The 20,180-nt window shown below is 55.6% G+C and carries 21 protein-coding genes; 1 reads left to right on the plus strand and 20 read right to left on the minus strand.

What is annotated here, in order from left to right; translation table 11 throughout:
* Positions 1 to 18: 18 nt before the first annotated feature.
* From COMA1_RS03835 to COMA1_RS03860, 6 genes are all read right to left on the minus strand, one after another.
* Positions 19 to 873, minus strand: a complete 855-nt coding sequence (locus tag COMA1_RS03835) for a c-type cytochrome (RefSeq protein ID WP_090744022.1) — start codon at positions 871 to 873, stop codon at positions 19 to 21.
* 10 nt (positions 874 to 883) lie between these two features.
* Positions 884 to 1,102 (minus strand): YgaP family membrane protein, encoded by a 219-nt coding sequence (locus tag COMA1_RS03840; RefSeq protein WP_090744025.1) that lies wholly within the window; start codon positions 1,100 to 1,102, stop codon positions 884 to 886.
* Positions 1,103 to 1,189: 87 nt separating this feature from the next.
* Entirely contained in the window at positions 1,190 to 1,582 is a 393-nt protein-coding gene (locus COMA1_RS03845; RefSeq protein WP_090744028.1) for a c-type cytochrome, read from the minus strand.
* Positions 1,583 to 1,877: 295 nt separating this feature from the next.
* Positions 1,878 to 2,312, minus strand: coding sequence for an OsmC family protein (locus COMA1_RS03850; protein ID WP_090744032.1), 435 nt, complete (start codon positions 2,310 to 2,312; stop codon positions 1,878 to 1,880).
* 50 nt (positions 2,313 to 2,362) lie between these two features.
* Complete coding sequence (locus COMA1_RS03855; protein WP_176697834.1) at positions 2,363 to 2,770, minus strand: DsrE family protein; 408 nt, start codon at positions 2,768 to 2,770, stop codon at positions 2,363 to 2,365.
* Between the two features lie 75 nt (positions 2,771 to 2,845).
* The gene (locus tag COMA1_RS03860; protein ID WP_090744038.1) at positions 2,846 to 3,328 is read right to left on the minus strand and encodes a VIT1/CCC1 transporter family protein; all 483 of its coding nucleotides are present in this window, start codon (positions 3,326 to 3,328) and stop codon (positions 2,846 to 2,848) included.
* 434 nt (positions 3,329 to 3,762) lie between these two features.
* On the opposite strand from COMA1_RS03860, the gene COMA1_RS03865 reads away from it, so the two are divergent.
* On the plus strand, positions 3,763 to 4,515 hold the full coding sequence (locus COMA1_RS03865; protein ID WP_090744041.1) for a 4'-phosphopantetheinyl transferase family protein: 753 nt from the start codon (positions 3,763 to 3,765) through the stop codon (positions 4,513 to 4,515).
* 35 nt (positions 4,516 to 4,550) lie between these two features.
* Here the strand turns inward: COMA1_RS03865 and COMA1_RS03870 are convergent, their stop codons facing one another.
* The 14 genes from COMA1_RS03870 to COMA1_RS03930 form a co-directional block, all read right to left on the minus strand.
* Positions 4,551 to 5,213 (minus strand): ABC-type transport auxiliary lipoprotein family protein, encoded by a 663-nt coding sequence (locus tag COMA1_RS03870; protein ID WP_090744044.1) that lies wholly within the window; start codon positions 5,211 to 5,213, stop codon positions 4,551 to 4,553.
* Between the two features lie 12 nt (positions 5,214 to 5,225).
* Positions 5,226 to 6,188 carry an MlaD family protein gene (locus COMA1_RS03875; RefSeq protein WP_090744047.1) on the minus strand — a complete coding sequence of 321 codons (963 nt, stop codon included), beginning with the start codon at positions 6,186 to 6,188 and terminating at the stop codon, positions 5,226 to 5,228.
* A 106-nt stretch (positions 6,189 to 6,294) separates the two neighbouring features.
* Positions 6,295 to 7,098 carry an ABC transporter ATP-binding protein gene (locus COMA1_RS03880; protein WP_090744050.1) on the minus strand — a complete coding sequence of 268 codons (804 nt, stop codon included), beginning with the start codon at positions 7,096 to 7,098 and terminating at the stop codon, positions 6,295 to 6,297.
* An 89-nt stretch (positions 7,099 to 7,187) separates the two neighbouring features.
* Positions 7,188 to 8,300 (minus strand): MlaE family ABC transporter permease, encoded by a 1,113-nt coding sequence (locus tag COMA1_RS03885; protein ID WP_090744053.1) that lies wholly within the window; start codon positions 8,298 to 8,300, stop codon positions 7,188 to 7,190.
* Positions 8,301 to 8,397: 97 nt separating this feature from the next.
* Positions 8,398 to 10,200 carry an ATP-dependent zinc metalloprotease FtsH gene (gene ftsH / locus COMA1_RS03890; RefSeq protein ID WP_090744056.1) on the minus strand — a complete coding sequence of 601 codons (1,803 nt, stop codon included), beginning with the start codon at positions 10,198 to 10,200 and terminating at the stop codon, positions 8,398 to 8,400.
* A gap of 42 nt (positions 10,201 to 10,242) precedes the next feature.
* Positions 10,243 to 11,145: a DUF1207 domain-containing protein gene (locus COMA1_RS03895; protein WP_176697836.1), complete on the minus strand. Its 903-nt coding sequence runs from the start codon at positions 11,143 to 11,145 to the stop codon at positions 10,243 to 10,245.
* A 391-nt stretch (positions 11,146 to 11,536) separates the two neighbouring features.
* Positions 11,537 to 13,936 carry a phosphoketolase family protein gene (locus COMA1_RS03900; RefSeq protein ID WP_218055298.1) on the minus strand — a complete coding sequence of 800 codons (2,400 nt, stop codon included), beginning with the start codon at positions 13,934 to 13,936 and terminating at the stop codon, positions 11,537 to 11,539.
* Between the two features lie 11 nt (positions 13,937 to 13,947).
* Positions 13,948 to 15,159: an acetate/propionate family kinase gene (locus COMA1_RS03905; RefSeq protein ID WP_090744065.1), complete on the minus strand. Its 1,212-nt coding sequence runs from the start codon at positions 15,157 to 15,159 to the stop codon at positions 13,948 to 13,950.
* Between the two features lie 37 nt (positions 15,160 to 15,196).
* Positions 15,197 to 16,930, minus strand: coding sequence for an alpha-glucan family phosphorylase (glgP, locus tag COMA1_RS03910; protein ID WP_090744066.1), 1,734 nt, complete (start codon positions 16,928 to 16,930; stop codon positions 15,197 to 15,199).
* The gene (locus COMA1_RS03915; RefSeq protein WP_176697837.1) at positions 16,927 to 17,421 is read right to left on the minus strand and encodes a glycosyltransferase; all 495 of its coding nucleotides are present in this window, start codon (positions 17,419 to 17,421) and stop codon (positions 16,927 to 16,929) included. The genes glgP and COMA1_RS03915 overlap by 4 nt, the downstream gene beginning before the upstream one ends.
* Before the next feature lie 467 nt (positions 17,422 to 17,888).
* Entirely contained in the window at positions 17,889 to 18,038 is a 150-nt protein-coding gene (locus COMA1_RS20975; protein WP_176697838.1) for a hypothetical protein, read from the minus strand.
* Positions 18,039 to 18,131: 93 nt separating this feature from the next.
* On the minus strand, positions 18,132 to 18,344 hold the full coding sequence (locus COMA1_RS03920; RefSeq protein ID WP_090744071.1) for a hypothetical protein: 213 nt from the start codon (positions 18,342 to 18,344) through the stop codon (positions 18,132 to 18,134).
* A gap of 524 nt (positions 18,345 to 18,868) precedes the next feature.
* Positions 18,869 to 19,159 (minus strand): hypothetical protein, encoded by a 291-nt coding sequence (locus COMA1_RS03925; RefSeq protein ID WP_090744074.1) that lies wholly within the window; start codon positions 19,157 to 19,159, stop codon positions 18,869 to 18,871.
* A gap of 81 nt (positions 19,160 to 19,240) precedes the next feature.
* The gene (locus COMA1_RS03930) at positions 19,241 to 19,816 is read right to left on the minus strand and encodes a response regulator (RefSeq protein ID WP_090744077.1); all 576 of its coding nucleotides are present in this window, start codon (positions 19,814 to 19,816) and stop codon (positions 19,241 to 19,243) included.
* Positions 19,817 to 20,180: the final 364 nt, after the last annotated feature.

Here is a 20,180-nt window from a genome sequence, read left to right on the forward strand (position 1 = left end):
ACGTCGGCACTCATATGATCAATAGGGTGCATCCGCCGGTTTGCCCCCCTTCGGCCAATCATGAATCTTGTCGGGAAAGTCAGGTCGAGGTTGCGTATTAATATAGGCCGCCGCGTCGAGGGCTTCCTCGTCCGTCACCGTCCAGCCCCAGCCTCGTGGCATGTTCGCTTTGATAAAGGCAGCAGCCACGCTGACCCGCGCCATTCCTGCGCCAATATTGTACGAACGCGGTCCCCACACGGGCGGCGCCGCCATGGTACCTTGTCCGTCGGAGCCATGGCAGAAGACACATTTTTTCTCAAAGACTTTCTTGCCGTTGATAGAGTCCGGTTGATGAGTCGAGGTCAGTCGCGGAATTCCTCGCCACGGCACCGTACTGCCGGCTGGCATGTTTTTCGACAGCCATTTGATGTAGGCTACGATGCCCGTCAGCTTCACACTGTCCGGCGGGAGAGGCTTCCCATTCAGACTGCGTTCGAAACACTCGTTGATCCGATCGGCTAATGTCATCTGACGGCCGGCTCGCTCACGATACTGCGGGTAGAGCGCACTGATACCGACGAATGACGCAGCATTCGGGTTAAGCCCTCCGTCCAAATGACAATTCGTGCAGTTGAGCGCATTGCCGACATACAGCTTTCCATACACTTGCGTATTGACAACCATCTCGTAGCCCAGTCGAATCTGTTCACCCCTCAAATCACCGGGAATCGTTTCTGGCGACGGCGGGGCAAACAACGCGTCGACCGACGACTCTGTACTTGGACGACCAGTCGCCTCCTCACTCCCCGTCACCCGTGGAGGCGGGGCACAACTGATCACCCCAGCCAGCCCATACACCAGCAAGACCCAGACGGCGACCGGTCGGCTCATCGATTCCCTCTCACTTCTTCGAACTGGACGCAGGAGTGCACGTATTAAGCCCCAGCAATGCGAACAGCGGGCAATACCCCACCGCCCCAGTCAGTAGCAGAATCCCCCCCACCGCAAGTGCGGCCCCTGCCACACCGGTCGAAAGCCCCGCAAAGAGGCCTACGATGATCGCCACCACCCCGGCTCCAATCCTTATCGGTCGTTCGATTCCCCCAACATTACATGTCATGTCACTCCCTCCTCATCTCACCATTGACAGTCATTCCAGCTTCGCACCTGGTCTGTAGGAGACACCTCTCGGCGATTAGATTCATTTTTATGGTTGGCCAGGAGCCTCGATCTTAAATGTGCGCACATAGGCCAACACATCCCAGATTTCTTCGTCCGAGAGTGCATGTTTCCAAGCACCCATGACCGTGTTCGGCTTGCCGTCGTGAATTCGGCGAAACAACGCCCCATCCAGTCGACTCTGGACGGCGAGCGATGTGAGGTCTGCCGGAGGTGGAACGAATTGGAGTCCTCGTACGCCTTTGCCGTCGATTCCGTGACAGAGTATACAGGTGTTCACGTAAATCTCCCGTCCGGTGACTGCGTCACCGCCTTCTTTGGCAAGGACCTCGGTCTGCTTAACTCCAAGATTACTGAACCCCAGTCCACACAGACCGGCGACCAGTGCACACAACACTACCTCTTGTACCGTCATACGCATATCTTATCCCTTCCCTTGGTACGACCTTGCGATGACTGTGCCACTCTGTCGCAGAGCAGAAGGAGAGCTTCCTCTCAATTCGTCGAGGAGTTATCGGCCAGATTCTTGGTGGCGATAGGAGCGACAACGAAGATTGCGGACAAATGCCACAATGCCTCCATGCCCACTGGCGCAGGATGCTACAGTGTTCAGTCAACGACTCTCACTTGGGTCTTGAACCTGAGTTCCAAGTTGCGAGTTTCAGGTTCTGGATCTGGTCATTAAGAGCCAAAAACGTGAACCTCGCAACTTGAAATCAACAGATCGTAGGTTCCAGTGTGACCTTGGCTTTCATCGAGTTGGAAATCAGACAATTATGCTCTGCCTTTTCAATGAGTTCCTTCGCTTTGGCTGCATCACCGCCGGACGTCAACGTGATTGAAGGCCGGATGGTAATCGCTGTGAATTGAAATTTTCCCTCCACGATCTCCAGCCGTCCTTCCGCCGTACTCTCATACGAGGAAAAGGCAAGACCCGCTCGTTCCGCGACGGCGAGAAACGTCGTCATCAAACAGACGTTGGCGGACGCCACGAAGAGGTCTTCGGGAGACCAGATGTTCTCATGCCCTTTGAACTCCGGTGGGGTTGCCACCTGCACATCGGGTTTCCCTGTGCAGGAGATCATGCCCTTGCGTTGTGCTGTCCACTTCACTGAGGTCTGATACAGATAGACTTTGCTCTTGGATTCCATTCGTCCTCCTTCTTATTTCTTTCGCCGGCAGCTGACGGCTATCGGCTCCTTCACGGCTTGATATAGACCCACCCTTGCTCTTGTCTCTCCAGCAATCTCGCCATCGCCGGTACGGTGTCGCCGACTTCACCGATCAAATCTTCTCGTGTCACCTTCATTGTCTTCATGGTGTTCGAACAAGCGATGTAGCTCACACCATACGCGTGCCGTAGCTCGGTCAGTTCCGCGGCAAACAGCGTACCCTTCTTGATGAGAAGTGGAAGTCCGGCCCCATGCACGACCAGCTCGACCCTGAGAGTCTCTGGTGAAAACTCCTGGTAGAGATTCTTGATGTTGTTAAGCGCACCACGTTGGACTTTTTCATCACCAGAATTCAGATGGAGTACGACACGATGCGGCTGACCGCCTTCCGGCGCCACATCATCGCCCGCTCCCCACGCTGGTTGCCCAAGCATCATGAATGCCGTGCACGGGAGAAAGAGCAGTATCCATCTCAACTTCCGAGCGTGCCTCATCACTGGTTCATACCTCCGTTATTCCGCTCCTACCATCTTGTTCACCCACTCACCGGTCACGTGTGTCAACGCAATGACGCACAGAGCAATGAACAGATGTTCACCGATGACCTTCCACGGAGCAATCCCTTGTGCTCGAGCGACGAAAAAGCTGAGCACGGTGAGTAAGAATAGCCCCCACACGATGCTCATGACAATCGCGTGCTCGAGCGGACCGAAGATGACGGGAACGACAAACGTCAGGGAAACCAAGAACTTCGCAGCGAAGGTGGCGAGCGTCGCCTCCCAGATCAGGCTGGTCGGACCGCTGTTCTTGGACTCTTCGGACACATGGATGCCGAGCGCATCCGACATGGCATCGGCGATGGCGATCGTCAGAATGCCACCGATCACGATCGCACGGGAATGCGTGCCGGAATGCAGTCCAACCATCAACCCAAGGGTGGTAATAACCCCTGACGTGAGGCCAAAACTGATCCCCGTTTTCCACGCCGTCTTCATGTTGCCGCATTGACTTCTCTCAGGGCGCTGAGTATCAGAATGGAACCGAGGATGGTGCGAATCGCCTCATCACCCGATCGACAGTACTTCTTCCCTGATCACCAACTATCTCTTGCGATCCCCGTGCCATACTCCCACCACATACGTTGAGATCACCGTCATGACGGTTCATACCCCATGGACAAATCCGCGCTTCGGATCGCCCCTGAGCGATGTCGAGAGGTTGAGGGACGAGATGCCTGGTGAGACGCGCAAGCGTGACCTCGAAAGGGCACAGCATACTTGAAACAGGATAGTGAGATCACAAAAGACTTTTGACCTGCGGCCTGAGGTGCCCCATACTTATCACAGCGATACAAGCAGGATAGAGCCACATAACGGTTTCGCCTTCTTTGGTCGCGCCATGAAAATGAAGGCAACCTGAGGACTCCACCGTGCTGATCTCCTTCCGGTCGATAGATCATCTCACAGACACGCAACTCAAGAATTCCATCACCCTTGAGCCACATGCCGTTCATTTATGGGGAATTGAACTGGAAGGGTCGCAGCAGTGTATTGAGCGATGCTTGGGGTGGTTAGATGAAACAGAGCGTCAGCGCGCAGCCCGGTTTGTTCGTGAGCAAGACCGGCAGCACTATGTGCTGGCTCATGGAGGCCTCAGGGGAATACTGAGCCGATACCTTGAAGTCAGCCCCTGTGAGGTTTCACTGGGACGTACAGAAGCAGGCAAGCCCTTTGTGACGAGAGACGCACGGAAACATTCCGCGATGACTTTTAATTTATCTCATGCCCATAACCGGGCGCTCATTGCGGTCTCGAAGGCCCAGGAAATCGGGGTCGACCTCGAATGGGTTCGTTCGAAAGTCGATGTCCTGAATCTATCCGAACGCTACTTTGCCCCTTCTGAACATGAAGTGATTATGCAAACAACCGAAGCGCAGCGCACCATAATATTTTTCCGCTATTGGGTTGTGAAAGAAGCGGTGCTGAAGGCGCAAGGTATCGGTCTCCGCGGGCTGTCCGACTGCGAGGTCATTCTTGACCAAGATGAAGGCATGAAAGATGTTCGGATCCACTTGGGCTCACAGTTCACAGGGCCGCTTCGCGTACGCCTTCTCTCTTGTGGGGAAGGATGGGAAGCCGCAGTCGCCGCGCAGGACTTAAATGTCCTGACGCAGGGCTGGTAGCACAACCAAGGCCTTGGCCCCATCGTCTGGCCCAGTCACATTGATCGCCGGCAGGTGGGCGAGTGTCCAACACATTCCCTGAGCCACACCGTGATCTGATCGAGCAACACAGCAACCGCCCGATTAGCTGCAACCACGCCACCATAGGCATTCTCGCTTGGTGCAGGTTCTACGGCTTCAAAGTGCTGCATCCCCACAATCGTCGATAGTTGAAGGTCCACCAACTGAGCACGCACCGTCACTCTGATGCGACTCGGCACCTGAAAAAATTCTTGCTGCAGGGCCAATCCATAGACATCCAGCCGATAATCACCCGGCACCGAGCTTGGCAAAAAAACGACATCACGCAAGATCCCGCTCTGACTCAAGCTCTGGGCCAACAAGGGGGCAACCATGTTCGCCGGCGTGTCGGCCCATTGATTCGTCGCGAAATACTCCAACTCGTAGGGTCGCTTGAGGTAAACCATTCGAGGGGTTTCAAATCCAGGCTCGGCTTGAGGAGGGCTCAGGTGAATGACGGGGCCATTCCCGTCGGCAGCCTGCATCACCCTCTGCGCTCCTTCAAGATTCAATTGATAGGTGTGGGCCACTTCAGATCCACCACGGAATGAAATGCACCCACCCGTAGCCAGTACTAATAACACGCAGCTCACATGCGCTATCCGATAAGAGATCATGGCCCCTTCACACCGTCCCATTTTTCAACCGGCTCACTCTCCCGGCCCCCGCGATGGAGTCTTTCGTCCAAACACCAATGAACTCGGCTCCCGTTCCAACTCCCGTGCCACGCGCGTCAACGTACCGGTCAGCTGCCGAAGCTCCGTCACCAATTGTCCGGCTTCCGGAAGAGTGCGTTTGGTAAATTGCTGCAACTCTGGTTTGGCTTCCGTCACCACAGTTCCTACGGTCTTACTCGTTCGTGCCAGCTCCTCCGTCGCCGCATCAAGCTTGGCGACGCTCCTGTTGATTCCGGCCAGCAACGCAGGGACCTGCTCATTCATCGATGCCGTGAGTGTGGCAAGGTTGTCGGCGCTCTTTGCTGCTCCATTCAAACTTTGCTCGATCTGAGCCTTATGCGCCGTAATGGTCCGGGCGACATCCGAAAGATCTTTGATCGTCCGCTTGAGCTGGTCGCGATTCTCTTCATCGAGGGCCTTGGCCACGCCTTTTGCGGCTGCATCAAGATCGACCAACAGTCTGGCCACGCCTTCTTCTGAGAGCATGCGGGACACCGCTTCATCCAGGCGAACGAAGAGGGAAGGGCCCGTCTTGATGACCGGATAGGCTTGTCCATCTTGTGCTTGTAGCGCAGGCGCCTCCCGACTTCCGCCGGTCAAATTGATCGTCGCGAGACCAGTCAGTCCCTGTGTTTCGAGCACGGCAATCGTATCGGTCTTCACCGGTGTCCCGTGCACGATATCCAACGTCAGCAGCACTTGCTCTGGATTGTCGGGATTCAACGTAATGGCTTTGACCCGTCCCACATCGACCCCACGATACTTGACGGTGGAATCGACACTCAATCCTGCGACCGACTCCTTCATATGAGCCTCGTATCGATCGTACGAGCCTCGGTAATCGGTCTTTCCTAACCATAATATCCCGGCAAGAATCGCGGCTCCCAACAGGGCGACAAATGAGCCGACAATAACGTAGTTGACCTTTGGTTCCATCTAGATGCCTTCTTGGTGTCTCGATGCTGAGTTACCCGTTTCGAGAGATCGATAACAGAAACCTGAAACTCTCAACTCTTCGCCGATGTGACCCACGAGATACGCTTCACGCGTGTTGCGTGTTCCGTACCGCCTGCTCGCGTGCCGTCCGCCCACGGACGCCTTGAAAGTATTCCTGGATATATCCATCGTCCGATTGAAAGAGTTCCTGCATCGTGCCGACTCCCAGCACCTTCCCCTGACCCAGAACTGCCACCCGATTCGTGATCTGCCAGAGCGAATCCAGATCGTGCGTCACCATGACCACCGTCAGCCCCAAAAGCCTCTTTAACGAGAGTACCAGCTCATCGAACCCCGCTGCGATGATCGGATCGAGGCCGGCCGTCGGTTCGTCGAGGAACAATAGTTCAGGGTCCATGACAAGCGCTCGTGCAAGCGCCGCACGCCTTCGCATGCCGCCACTGAGCTCGTTCGGAAATTTCACGGCACTCTCCGGCGGTAATTCCACCATTGCGATTTTGGCAGCTACAATATCACGAATGAGTGACTCGCTGAGGGTCGTATGCTCACGCAACGGCACGGCGACATTCTCGGCCAGGGTCAATGAACTGAAGAGACCCCCCTGTTGAAACATGACGCCGAATCGACGATGGATCGGATGGCCATCGCCCGCCTCCAATCGGCGACTATCCAACCCGAACAATCGGATCGTCCCGGCCGACGGCGCGATGAGACCAATGATCTCGCGCAACAACGTGGTCTTGCCGCACCCGTTGCCTCCGGCAATCGCGAAGATTTCTCCCCGATGAATGGACAGGCTAATATCCTCGTGCACTACCGCCTGCCCAAACTTCGTTGCAACGTGACTGACTTCGATTACAGGTGTCTTGAGATCCGTCGCCGACGGCATCAGGAACGCGTCCTCATTCTGAGAAGGTCAAGGTTAACGGAACTCTCGGAGTTTTGTTGGCCTCAGCCTCAGCCCTCGTATTTTCCCCATTACAGGTCCCACCAATTGAGAAGAATGCTACAGATTGCATCGAACACAATCACGAGAAAAATGCCCTGGACCACACTGGTGGTGGTGTGTCGGCCCACGTCGTCCACGCCGCCCCTGATCTGAAATCCTTGATAACAGCCGACCAATGCAATGAGTGCTGCAAAGAATGGGGCTTTCCCCAACCCAATGAGAAAATGGCGAACGGGAACGGCTTCGTCGAATCGAGCGATGAACTCAACAAAACTGACATTGAGCTCTCCCAGGGCAATCAGCATACCTCCAAAGACGCCCACGGCATCCGCGTACACCGTCAATAAAGGAAGGGCAATAATCAGGCCAAGCGCTCGCGGCAATACCAGCAGATTCATCGGTGAGATGCCCAATGTCCGTACTGCGTCCAATTCTTCCGTGACCTTCATCGTCCCGATCTGGGCTGCATAGGCGGATCCCGATCGGCCGGCAATGAGGATTGCGACGATCAATGGCGAAATTTCACGCAAGAGCGAGATGCCGACTAAATCGACGATGAAAATATTCGTGCCGAACTTGCGGAGCTGTTCAGCCCCTTGATAGGCGATCACGACACCGACCAGAAACGTCAAGAGTCCAGTGATCGGCAGTGCTCGGACACCATCCAGTTCCACGAACCGCATCAGTGATTTCCACCGAATAGATTGGGGCCGTGCGACAGAAGCACACAGGGCGAGCGTACTTTCCCCGATGAAGGCGAGCGCGCGAACAACGGAGGCTTGCCATGACTGGATGGTCCCGGCAAGACTATTCACCCGTTTCGTTTCACGGATGGCAGCGTGACGGCCAGGCTGAATCGACTGAGCCTGTATCTTCTCAAGCAGTTGCTCAAATTCCGGTTTCAATCCTTGGAGCGACGTCTGTTGCCCCTTGTGCGGCAAGCCGTTGATGTACCGTTGCAACATGAGCGCACCGCCTGTATCCATGGCGGTCACCTCACCGGCGTCGTACAGGACGGTGGGAACATCAGGCCATCGAAGCGCGTGAGCTCCGCGTTCCAGCTGCGAGAGGTTCGGAAGTGTCCACGCGCCTCGGCAGTAGACCACATTATCCTCGACCGAGATGGTTGCCTGCCGTTCCACTTCACTCCAGTTGGGCGATTCAATTCCCCGGAGAATTCAGTATGCGGTCCATGACACGCAGCGTCAACAGCAGTACGGAGAAGTCCGCTTGTCCGTGTCAGGCGTTCTCCATGACGGCCTTCAGCTCCGCTCCTGTAATCACCTCACGCTCCAGCAAGAGCGTGGCCCCTTGCTGAAGAATGGCCTTCTTGTCTTCCAGCAATCGTCGCACACGTCCATACTGCTCATCGACGATCCGGCGCACTTCGCAATCGATTTCACGGGCGGTCTCTTCGGAATAATCACCCTTTTCAGACGCGACAGGAAGCTGAAGGAATTGCGGTTGTCGTTCTCGCTCGAGCGTGATCGTGCCGAGTTTCTCGCTCATGCCGTAGGCCTTCACCATGCTTTTGGCGATGTCCGTGGCCTTCACGAGATCGTTCTGCGCTCCCGTGGACGCCTCACCGAAAATCGTTTCTTCCGCGATTCGCCCACCGAGTAACACCGCCACTTTATTCTCCAATTCCGATTTCGTCATCAGAAACCGGTCTTCCGTCGGCAACTGCAACGTATACCCGAGCGCCGCGACACCTCGAGGAATAATCGAGATCTTCTGCACCTGATCGGAGCCTGGGATGGAAAGGGCCACCAGCGCGTGGCCGGTTTCATGAAACGCGACCCGTTCTTTCTCCATCTTATTCAGGACGCGATTCTTCTTTTCCAATCCCGCGATGACACGTTCGACCGCTTCCTGCAATTCGGAGAGATGGACTTGATCCTTACCCCGGCGAACCGCCAGCAACGCCGCTTCGTTGATCACGTTCGCCAGGTCAGCTCCGGAGAAGCCCGGAGTCATGGCCGCAATCTGTTCCAAATCGGCCTCCTGGCTCAAGGCCACCTTCTTGGCATGCACACGCAGCACATCCAGACGCCCCTTTTTGTCAGGGCGATCCACGGTGACATGGCGATCAAACCGCCCCGCGCGCAGCAAGGCAGGATCAAGAATTTCCGGACGGTTGGTCGCAGCCATGAGGATCACGCCGACTCGTGGATCGAATCCATCCATTTCGACCAACAACTGGTTGAGCGTTTGCTCGCGCTCTTCATGCGCCATGGGTCCCACGCCTCTGGCCTTACCGAGGGCGTCCAACTCATCGATGAAGATAATGCAGGGCGCTTTGCCCTTGGCCTGTTCGAACAGATCACGAACCCTGGCGGCCCCGACCCCCACAAACATCTCGACGAACTCTGACCCGCTGATGCTGAAAAACGGCACTCCGGCCTCACCGGCCACGGCACGGGCTAGCAGTGTCTTGCCCGTACCTGGGGGGCCAACGAGAAGGATCCCCTTGGGAATCTTGCCGCCGAGCTTGGTAAATTTCTCCGGCGTCTTGAGAAACTCGATCACTTCGCGCAGCTCTTCTTTGGCCTCATCCACACCGGCGACGTCGGCGAACGTCACTTGGATGTCCTTCTCCATGTAGATCTTAGCCTTGGATTGGCCGACCTGCATGAAGCCACCCTGGGCCTGTCCAAATCGCTTGAGGATAAAGAACCAAATCCCGACGAACAGGGCGACCGGGACCACCCACGACAGCACATCGCGCCAAAATGTGGATTCAATCACACCCGTAAAAATGACTCCGTGCTGGTTCAACTCGCGGACCAGGTCCGGATCCTCGACACGCACGGTCGCAAAGGATTTCTGCTCTTTGGACTCACTTTCGGGTTTCAGTTTTCCCGTCAGCACATGGTTGGCAACCGAGACCTCTGCGATCTTGCCGTCGGCCACCAGCTTCTTAAATTCACTGTAGGGGAGTTCTTCGACCTTGTTGAAGGTATGAATGAGATCATGCACGAGCACCACGGCCATCATGGCCAACAACACATACCAGATAGAGAAAGAAACTTTATTATTCATCGCACCGCTCCACGCCAGATGCAGGTTCCGACCCGCACTGAGCTAAAACGTGAAATACGCCCCGACACCGATCGACTCGATCTTTTGATTGTAAAATGGCCCATACGGATTATGACCGTGGAAATAGGTCACCATGATTCGAAAGTGCCGGCGAGACCCCGTGCGGGACCATTCGAAACCGCCGAGCACGTTGGTGTTGATGATCCAGCTCAGTTCCTCATGCGACTTGAAATCTCCCGACAACACGGGCGTCACGATCAAGCGGTTGAGAAACGGCTCCAAGATCCTGGTCCTCATCGACGGCGCCCGTGCCTCGAATCCCCATTGGACTCGGGTGCGATCGATCGTCGATGGCTCACGATGGACCAGCACCGCCGCTCCTCCATAGAAGCGAAGCCATCGGTAGTCATAGGACAGAATACCTTCCGCCTCCTCCAAGATGAAACTCGACGGCTTGATTTCCGGATGACTGCCCAAGAATTCATCACCGAGATGACTGCTCTGGTGATAGTAGCGAAGCCTCGCCGACCAATTCCCCGAACGCCACGAGAGCGGGACCCCCACGTTAAAATCCGTGTTGATCAATGCCGCGTTCGTTTCATCCAGATCGAACTGCGCAAAGACTCCCGTGAGCAGTCCCACTTGCCATCCGTTGCAGCCTTTCCGATTCGTGTAAAAACCAAAATTCTCCCCGATGGCCACTGATCCCAGACTGAATGAGGAATTGTCCGCCCGCGCCCGCGACTGTTGCCAGATGGCAAAGAACTGCGGCTGCTTGGGATCCGCCATCAGGGGACGAAAAACATCATCGGAGGGAAAAGCCTCACTCACCTCCCCCTCGTCATGGTGATCATACCGACAATCAATGACCGTTGGTACCTTCACCTCCTCAGGATTCTTTGGCTCAGGCTCATCCGCATAAGCGTGGCCGACAAGCAAAAGCATCAGATATCCTGCTCCTATACTCCATGAAGAAAATGCGACTCGCCGGCCCATGTCGTTTCATCCTCCTCCTTACATCACGTTCGTCCGAGCCCCGTTCAGCATGCTAACGGCCCTTCGATAGCATACTTCACGTGGGAATTCACATGTTTTTGATGTGAGAGGAGGAAGCTGACTGATGGAGGCAAGACCATCCGGTCGAGGTGGTAAGCGACGCCTTGACCGTGGAGGCTCAGGCTATTCAGGCAAGACATGAATCTAATACCTAACGTTGGTCTCGTCGTGATGAGTATCCGAAAGCGCGACTTTCGTTTTCCCAATGTGAATTGGAGGGGGGGGGGGCGTACGAACAATGGAGGAACAGTCTATCAAGTCATCAGCCCCCTCGACCGATTCACACGCGTCCACCTCGTCGCGTTGTCCTTCCTCCGGCCCATTTCCACTGCCTGATCTCCGGCATGTCTTCGCCATGCTCGGCGATGTAGTGCTTATGTTCGATACGCTTGTCGCGGAGAGCCTGCCTGGTGTAGTCGGCCTGCGAGCCGCGCAGGCCGATGCGGTCGATGACATCAGCGACGAGGTGAAACCGATCAAGATCGTTCATCACCGCCATGTCGAACGGCGTCGTCGTCGTCCCTTCTTCCTTGTATCCGCGCACATGCAGGTTCTTGTGATTGGCTCGACGATAGGTCAATCGGTGAATCAGCCAGGGATAACCGTGAAAGGCGAAGATGATCGGCTTGTCCGTCGTGAAGAGCGCATCGAAATCCTTATCGGGCAATCCGTTCGGATGTTCAGCGGATGGTTGCAGCTTCATCAGATCCACCACGTTGACGACTCGCACTTTCACACCCGGTAGGTACCTCCGTAACAAGGAGACCGCCGCCAAGGTTTCCATCGTCGGTACATCGCCGCAACAGGCCATCACCACGTCCGGTTCCCCGTTGCGATCATTGCTGGCCCATTCCCATATGCCGATGCCGGCGGTGCAATGTTTCACAGCAGCATCCATATCAAGCCATTGCGGCGCCGACTGCTTGCCCGCCACGATGACGTTCACGTGGTTGCGACTGCGCAGACAATGGTCGGTGACCGACAGCAGCGTATTGGCATCGGGCGGAAGATACACACGAATCACCTCGGCCTTCTTGTTGACCACGTGATCGATGAACCCGGGATCTTGATGACTGAACCCATTGTGGTCCTGTCGCCAGACATGGGAGGACAATAAATAATTCAGCGACGCAATCGGCCGTCGCCAGGGAATGTGGTTGCAGATCTTGAGCCACTTGGCATGTTGGTTGAACATCGAGTCGATAATGTGGATGAAGGCTTCATAGCAGGAAAAGAAGCCGTGTCGGCCTGTCAACAGATACCCTTCCAGCCAGCCCTGGCACTGGTGCTCACTCAGCATCTCCATCACCCGGCCATCTGAGGCCAAGTGGTCATCAGAAGGGTATCGCTCCGCCATCCAGGCACGGTTGGTGACCTCCAACACGTCCTGCCAGCGGTTGGAATTGTTCTCATCCGGACTGAAGAGACGAAAGTTCCGACGCTCCCCGTTGAGCTTCATCGTATCCCGCAGAAACGCCCCCATCACACGTGTCGCCTCGGCCTCGACGCTACCCGGCTGCTTCACAGCAACGGCATACCGGCGGAAATCCGGCAAACGTAAATCTTTTAACAGCAGACCCCCGTTCGCATGGGGGTTGGCACTCATGCGACGCGCTCCTTTCGGAGCCAGCTCGGCAAGCTCGGGCTTCAATTCCCCGGCTTTGTCGAACAGCTCCCCTGGCTTGTAGCGCTTCATCCACTTCTCAAGAATCTTGATATGGGCCGGTTGGTCCATGTCGCCCATCGGGACTTGATGTGAACGCCAATGATCTTCCGTCCGCTTGCCGTCGATGTGCGTGGGGCAGGTCCAGCCCTTAGGCGTCCGGAGCACGATCATGGGCCAACGCGGCCGCTGCGGCGCTCCGTTTCTGCGCGCGTCGGTCTTGATCCGTTGAATATCTTTCACGATCTGATCAAGTGTCGCTGCCATGATCCGATGCATCTTTTGCGGGTCGTGCCCCTCGACGAAATAGGGCCGATACCCGTACCCTCGAAAGAGTTGGTCGAGTTCGTCATGACTAATCCGTGCCAGGACCGTCGGGTTCGCGATCTTGTACCCATTGAGGTGAAGGATAGGCAGGACAACGCCGTCAGTGGATGGATTGAGAAATTTGTTGGAATGCCAGCTCGTGGCGAGCGGGCCGGTCTCTGCTTCACCGTCCCCAACCACGCAAGCTGCGATCAGATCCGGATTGTCGAACACCGCCCCATAGGCATGCGAGAGAGCGTAGCCCAATTCACCACCTTCATGAATGGAACCAGGCGTCTCCGGTGCTACATGGCTGGGAATACCGCCGGGAAACGAAAACTGTTTGAACAAGCCTTGCATGCCTCGTTCGTCCTGCGAGATATCCGGATAGACTTCGCTATAGGTACCTTCAAGGTAGGCATTCGCGACGAGCCCAGGTCCACCATGGCCTGGTCCGGCGATATAGATCATATTGAGGTCATGTTCCTTGATGATCCGATTCAGATGCACATAGATGAAATTCAACCCCGGTGTGGTGCCCCAATGGCCGAGCAAACGCGGTTTGATATGGGCGCGAGTGAGGGGCTTCCTGAGCAAGGGATTGTCGTAGAGATAGATTTGCCCGACAGACAGATAATTGGCCGCTCGCCAATAGGCATCCATCCGCTCGAGCAGTTCTGACTTCCGCGTTGTCGTCTTGGTTCGTGGCATACACTCCCCGTTCATTGTTTCGGTTTGCTGAGTTGTTCGCTGACAGAACGTGCGATCTCACTTTCTTCATCGGTACGCATGACGCGTACGGTCACCCTGCCGTCGTCTTTTGAAATCACAGATTCACCGGCCTCGTTGCGCGCGTGATCGAGCGCGACGTCGAGACATTCCAAGCCGTCGCAGATCCGAGCGCGAATAACCGGTGAGTGTTCGCCGATCCCGGCGGTGAAGACCAGGGTGTCTAACCCTCCGAGTGCTGCCGTGAACGCCCCAATCCATTTTCTCGCCTGATAGCAAAACAGCTCGATGGCTTCTGCCGCTCGTGGATCATGCTGCTCCTGATTGAGTAAGTCCCGCATGTCAGAACTCGTTTCAGAGATACCGAGCAAGCCCGATTCCCTATTCACCATATTGTGAAACTGATCCGCGCTCATGCCTTCCGTGCGAGCCAGATAGGCCACGAGCCCCGGATCGAGATCCCCTGATCGACGGCTCATCGGCAGGCCGGAGGTAGGCGTGAAGCTCATCGTCGTGTCGACCGCCTTTCCATCTTTGACTGCCGCCATGCTCGCGCCGTTTCCGAGATGGGCGAGGATAAGGCGCCCGTTCGCTTCGCCTGGCTTCCCGACTCTGACCAGTTCCCTCATCAGAAAGGCATAGGACAATCCGTGGAACCCATATCGTTGAAGGCCCCCTTTTTCGTACCGTCGCGGGATCGGGAGTAGTCGAGCCATCCGCGGCATGTCGCGGTGAAATGCCGTATCAAAACAGGCGACTTGCGGGAGATGAGGATATCGACGTGCGAATTCGTGAATCAATTCGATCTCAGCAGGAAGATGTTCCGGATCGTACCCACGTAATCGTTGCAGTTCTTCCATGACAGTCGGCGTCACGAGCTGCGGCTCACGATACCGACCACCATGAACAACACGATGTCCAATTGCCACGAGCGGGTTCTGTGCAAGATGGTCCTTGATGCAGGCTAACAACGGCTCAAGACACGCGACATGGTCGGATGCCGTGATCCTCCGACGCTCGGCAGTGCCGGTGTGTTTACCCACCCAGGTGATCGTTCCGTCCGGTGTCCCGATGCGGTCGATCGAGCCTGACAGTTCACGGGCAAGGGAAGCACCGGGCTGGAAGAGAGCGAATTTGAGCGTGGACGATCCTCCATTGATCGCCAAAATTGAACCGGCTGGAGAAACTTGGGCGGAGACCGTCATTCCTGTTCCATCTTAACCATCAAGCCTGTACTATCCCTCACCCCCGACGGACATACTCACCGACCAGCCGGTAGGCGTTATGGAGATACTGTGCCATCATCCGTTGAGTATTAAAGAACCCGCCGTTCAATGCAATCGATTGCCTCATTATTTCCAGAAAGCGTTCACGGTCTTTGTAGAAACAGGGCAAGACTTTCTGCTCCAGCTTGTCATACAGAGCGGCGGCATGGCAGACATCCATACCCCCGTTCGGCTCAAGGCAGGTATCAATCCGATCGCCGATCGACCAGCCGGTCACGGCTTCCACGTGGCCTTCAATCCACCAGCCATCGAGCACGCTCAAACTCGGCACGCCATTGACCGCCGCCTTCATCCCGCTGGTTCCTGAGGCTTCCATCGGCGGGAGCGGGGTGTTGAGCCATAGATCCACACCGGCACAGAGGAGCTTGGCGAGCGTCATATCGTAATTCGTGAGATAGGCCACCCGAATGTTGCCCCGCAAGGTATCGCGAAGCTCATGAATCCTGTGAATCAGGGTTTTCCCATCCTGATCGTGCGGATGGGCCTTGCCGCTGAAGACAATTTGTAGCGGTCCAACCTGTTTCGCTATTTTCGCGAGCCGTTCGACATCATGAAAGATCAAGGTGCCACGCTTATAGGCGGCAGCCCGCCTGGCAAAGCCGATAGTGAGAACGTCCCGATCAAACCCGACATTCGTCTCACGATTGACATAGTCGACGAGCGCCCGCTTCGCCTCGGTGTGTGCATTCCAAATGTCCTGCATGGGAATGTTGATCGCGTATCGCAGTGAGAGTTGATCATGCCGCCAGTCGGGAAGATGCCGATCATAGAGCGTTTGAAATGAGGGAGCAGCCCACGTCACCGCATGAACACCATTGGTGATTGAGTGAATCGGATAACCAGGGAAGAGACTCTGGGAAACCTCACCGTGTTTCATGGCCACACCATTGACGAAGCGTGAGCCGCGCAGCGCGAGCTGCGTCATATTCAAACTGTGGTCATGGCCACAGGCTTGCAGCCACCCACAGCGTCGATCACCCAGCACACGATGGGCAAGGTCGGAAGGAAATTGATCGTGACCGGCCGGCACCGGCGTATGCGTCGTGAACACACATTGTTCCCGAACGGCATCGATAAGATCGGCAGGGACCGTATCTTCATGAACACGTGACGCGAGTTTCTCTTCCAGAAGAGCGAGCACAAGTAAGGCCGCATGTCCTTCATTCATATGGAACCGTCGAATATGCCCATATCCCAACGCCCGCAACAGCCGGAAGCCTCCGAGACCCAGCACGACTTCTTGGCAGAGCCGATAGGAGTCGTCGCCGCCATAGAGCGTATCAGTGAGAGTCCGATCCAAGGGCTGATTCTCCGGGAGATCCGTATCGAGCAGATAGACCGACACCTCACTGCCCGACTCGCCTCTCACCTGAAACTGCCAGGCCCCGACATGTACCGTCCGCCCTTCGATCTCGACGGCGACACGTTGATCGACAGGCTTGCAAAAATCGTTGATCGGCCAGGCCACCGGCTCTTCGTGCTGCCACCCCTGTTCGTCCAGCCGTTGATAGAAATAGCCACGACGATGCAAGAGGGTGACGGCAACCATGGGAATTTCGAGATCGGCAGCTGATCGAATCGTATCCCCTGCCAGGACGCCTAACCCACCCGCATAGGTCGGCATGTTGGAATCGAGCCCGATCTCCATAGAAAAATAGGCGACCAGTGGGTCGTTGGTCCGGTCCGTCATGCTGCCCCCAGCATCTGCTTGATCAGTTGGAGCTCGTCGAGCACCAGCGGCGACAGGAGAAAATGTTTTCGAACATGCTCGCGCCCCGCCCGGCCGAATGCTCCACGTTCGCCCGGTCGCTTGAGCAGGTCGAGGACCCGCTCCGCACAGCCTTCCACGCTGTTCACAAGGTTTGTCTGATAGGTCTCCGGAAACTGCATGGGAATCCCTCCGGCCTTTCCGGCCACAGTCGGCTTTTCTTTCCAGAAAGCCTCGGATACGGCCGACCCAAATCCCTCTCGGAGTGATTTTTGGATCACAACATCAGCCCCACGTTGGAATACGTATGACCTCCATACTGCCGACACCAGCCAGATTTGTGAAGAGAAAAGATCAGGGTTGTTTGCAGCCTGCTCTTCCACGCGATCCAAGATTTCCCATCCTTCAGGATCATCGCCCGCCATCGTAAACACGACGGCATCGTAGTCGTTCCTCGACGTTCCGTCTAACATGCGGATCTCCCCCTCGCTCCGGTTCATGAAAAAGGCGGTTGTGTGCTGTGATCAATCTTGTGAATCCAGCAACAAGCCAAGCATACAAGACTTTGACTCCACCCCAGTCGCATATCAAGCAATAGAACTCAGGCGAGAAGTCCACAACAGATCAGGCACTCTGTTCCCGTACTCCCAGCATTGGGTGGAGTGCAAGAAGAAAACCGATAGCGGAGGGAAGCGCTCCAACGGCCTTCAGGCTGAAAACGCTTAAGAGTTAATGCAGTGAGTGGAGAGAGCCGACGGCCCAGGAGCATCCTGCTACAGGAAGCATTTCGTCTCTGTTGCAGGAGGTAACAGAGGGAGCCGGAGTCTTCCGGCATCAAACAGCGTCTTACGTATGGCCCTGATACGGATCGTCAAAGATCGCTTGGCATTCGAGACAGCGCACCCTGCCGCTTCGTGTCTTACCCCTGGTCAGTACATCATCAGTCGTCCGACTGTGGGTACAAGGATCTGTCCGGATGCTCCTGCTCGCGCAGTTGAACCGTCACGGATTCCGTTACAAGCTCCATGGTGCCCTCCATCATCCGTGAGATCGCCGCCTCCATCTCTGAGAGGTTATTGTCCTTTTCCATAGATCCTCCGGCCGGGGCCTATGTTCTGCTCGCGTTTGACTCTTGCTGTATCAGCGGCCGAGGCACCCATGGACGCAACCTCTCTTTCTGCTGCTAGGCCTGCACCCAGTAATTCCTGTCGGTGTCCAACGTCAGACACACCTGACCTTTGCGGGTCAAATAGTCGACCGCCAAAAAGATCTGATCCGTCGTGAGGTCGGAACAGAGCCCCTCAATCGATTCGAGAGGACAACGCGTCCCCCGTTCCCGGAGTGCGGTCAGAACCCGTTGAATGTGGGCCTGATCAATGGCGATCGACATAGTCATACGCCGTCTCCTTTCGAATATCGGATTCGAATCTACTGCAACGACGTAGCTGTAAGAACTAGGCGTTCGCCCTGGTTACCAAGGAAAAGTTGCCAGAACTACTTGATTGGAAGGTCTTCCAGGAGAAGCCCGTTGCCGAAGTAGGGGAGCCGCCGGCGGAGTTGTATCTGGGACGTCTCGCTCATGAGCTGCACCTTCCATCATTTGCATGATTCAACCGGTCAATGTGCAGCAATTTCGCCTCGTTAGGATCGTTGAGCCTATGAGCGTAGGAACGGCCTGTATCGAGATAGATTCTATCCCGGCGAATCAGATTTGATACAGCAGAGATCGGATCGGGCTGATCATATTTCCTGAATCGATACGATACCGAGCCAATCACTTGTCGCAACGGCTAAGGGCTATCTTGCGAGGTGATCTGGAAGAAGTGGTGATAATCAAGAGGAGGTCCGCCATCGTACAGACAACTGCGTCGCACTGCTATCCGATGCGAGGCTCATCTCTCGGAACACTGGCGTTTCAGTTCATACCGACACATTACCTCCGTTACCTACAAACTCTACACGACTGGTGGGCACGTCGGCTTCTCTGTTTTCCACAAATCGGGGGAGAGATTGGAAGAGTTCATCCAGCGTGACAAGCACCCCACCAACGATTTTGCGCAGTTGCCGTTCCGTATAGTGCAGCGGAACCGATCGCCACCGTTGCCAGCCTCGGAGAAAGAACTTCTGCCCCAGCTGAGCATCGGATCGCTCACACTCCACCACAAATTCCCTTCCCCGATCATCTTCAAGGATGAATCCCTTAACATGCATAGTGGCTTCCCTTCCCATTTCCAGAGATCCAACGACATGCCGTACTCTCCCGCAATGCTATGCCTGTCACCTGCTCACGACTCACACCGCTCCAGGATACGATCGGCCCTCACTTGATTCGAGAGAGCCCTGACGGACCAATCCGATCACCGCCACTCGACTACAACCTGTTGTAGCCTGGCCGACTGCAGTCGTTCGAACGCAACTTCCATCGTAGACAGCTTCTTCAACTCCCACCTCCTCGGGTGCATGACGTCCTGGCTGATCAGGATGTCTGGTTCGAGTAAAGAGATCTTCAAGTAGAACCCTCACCACAGCGGGAGGTTGAACTGTGAGGATGACGCCGTCGACGCCGTAGGCAAAGACGTTATGCAGACATCGAGTCCCTTCGACCCCGCTCAACAAGATGATCTTGCTGGTCGGGGCCGCGTTCCGAATCTGTCGGATCATATCGATGGCGTCTCGCTCTGTCTCCAGATCGAGTACGAACAGATCAGGGTGCCGCTCGGTTCGTAACGCCTCAGACATTACTCCAGGTAGCAGATGCACGACCGTTCCAACTCCCGCTAGGGTGCTCTGGAGCCCAAGATAGATGAGAGTGTACCGACTGATCAGTGCAAGAGTGAACGATGGTGGCACTGAATCGGCCCCTGTCATACTGTTTCCTTAACCAAGCCGGACGACAGCGCTAGAGAACCCTGCACCATTTCGTATCTTCCACTCGGAGAAATTTCAAAGATCAAACCCTATTCAAGATGACGAACCCGTTTCGTCCACTTCCCCATAGCGCCAAAATCTCATACAGGTGTTACCCCCCAGATCATCACTGGCGTGATGCGTGGCGAGCTGAACTGCCTGAGTTACCATAAGGCTATTCCATGGGTCGCTACACAGTGTGCTCGATCCATACACATGCCTGACACACTAGCGTCACGATCGCTCCTTGTGTACTAGGCATCCGACCTGGCAGGGATGCAAAATGTGCCTGATATCCGATCAATAAACCAGAAGTCCTTCTGGT

The organism is Candidatus Nitrospira nitrosa (genome assembly GCF_001458735.1).
In the GTDB taxonomy this organism is placed as follows: Bacteria; Nitrospirota; Nitrospiria; order Nitrospirales; family Nitrospiraceae; genus Nitrospira_D; species Nitrospira_D nitrosa.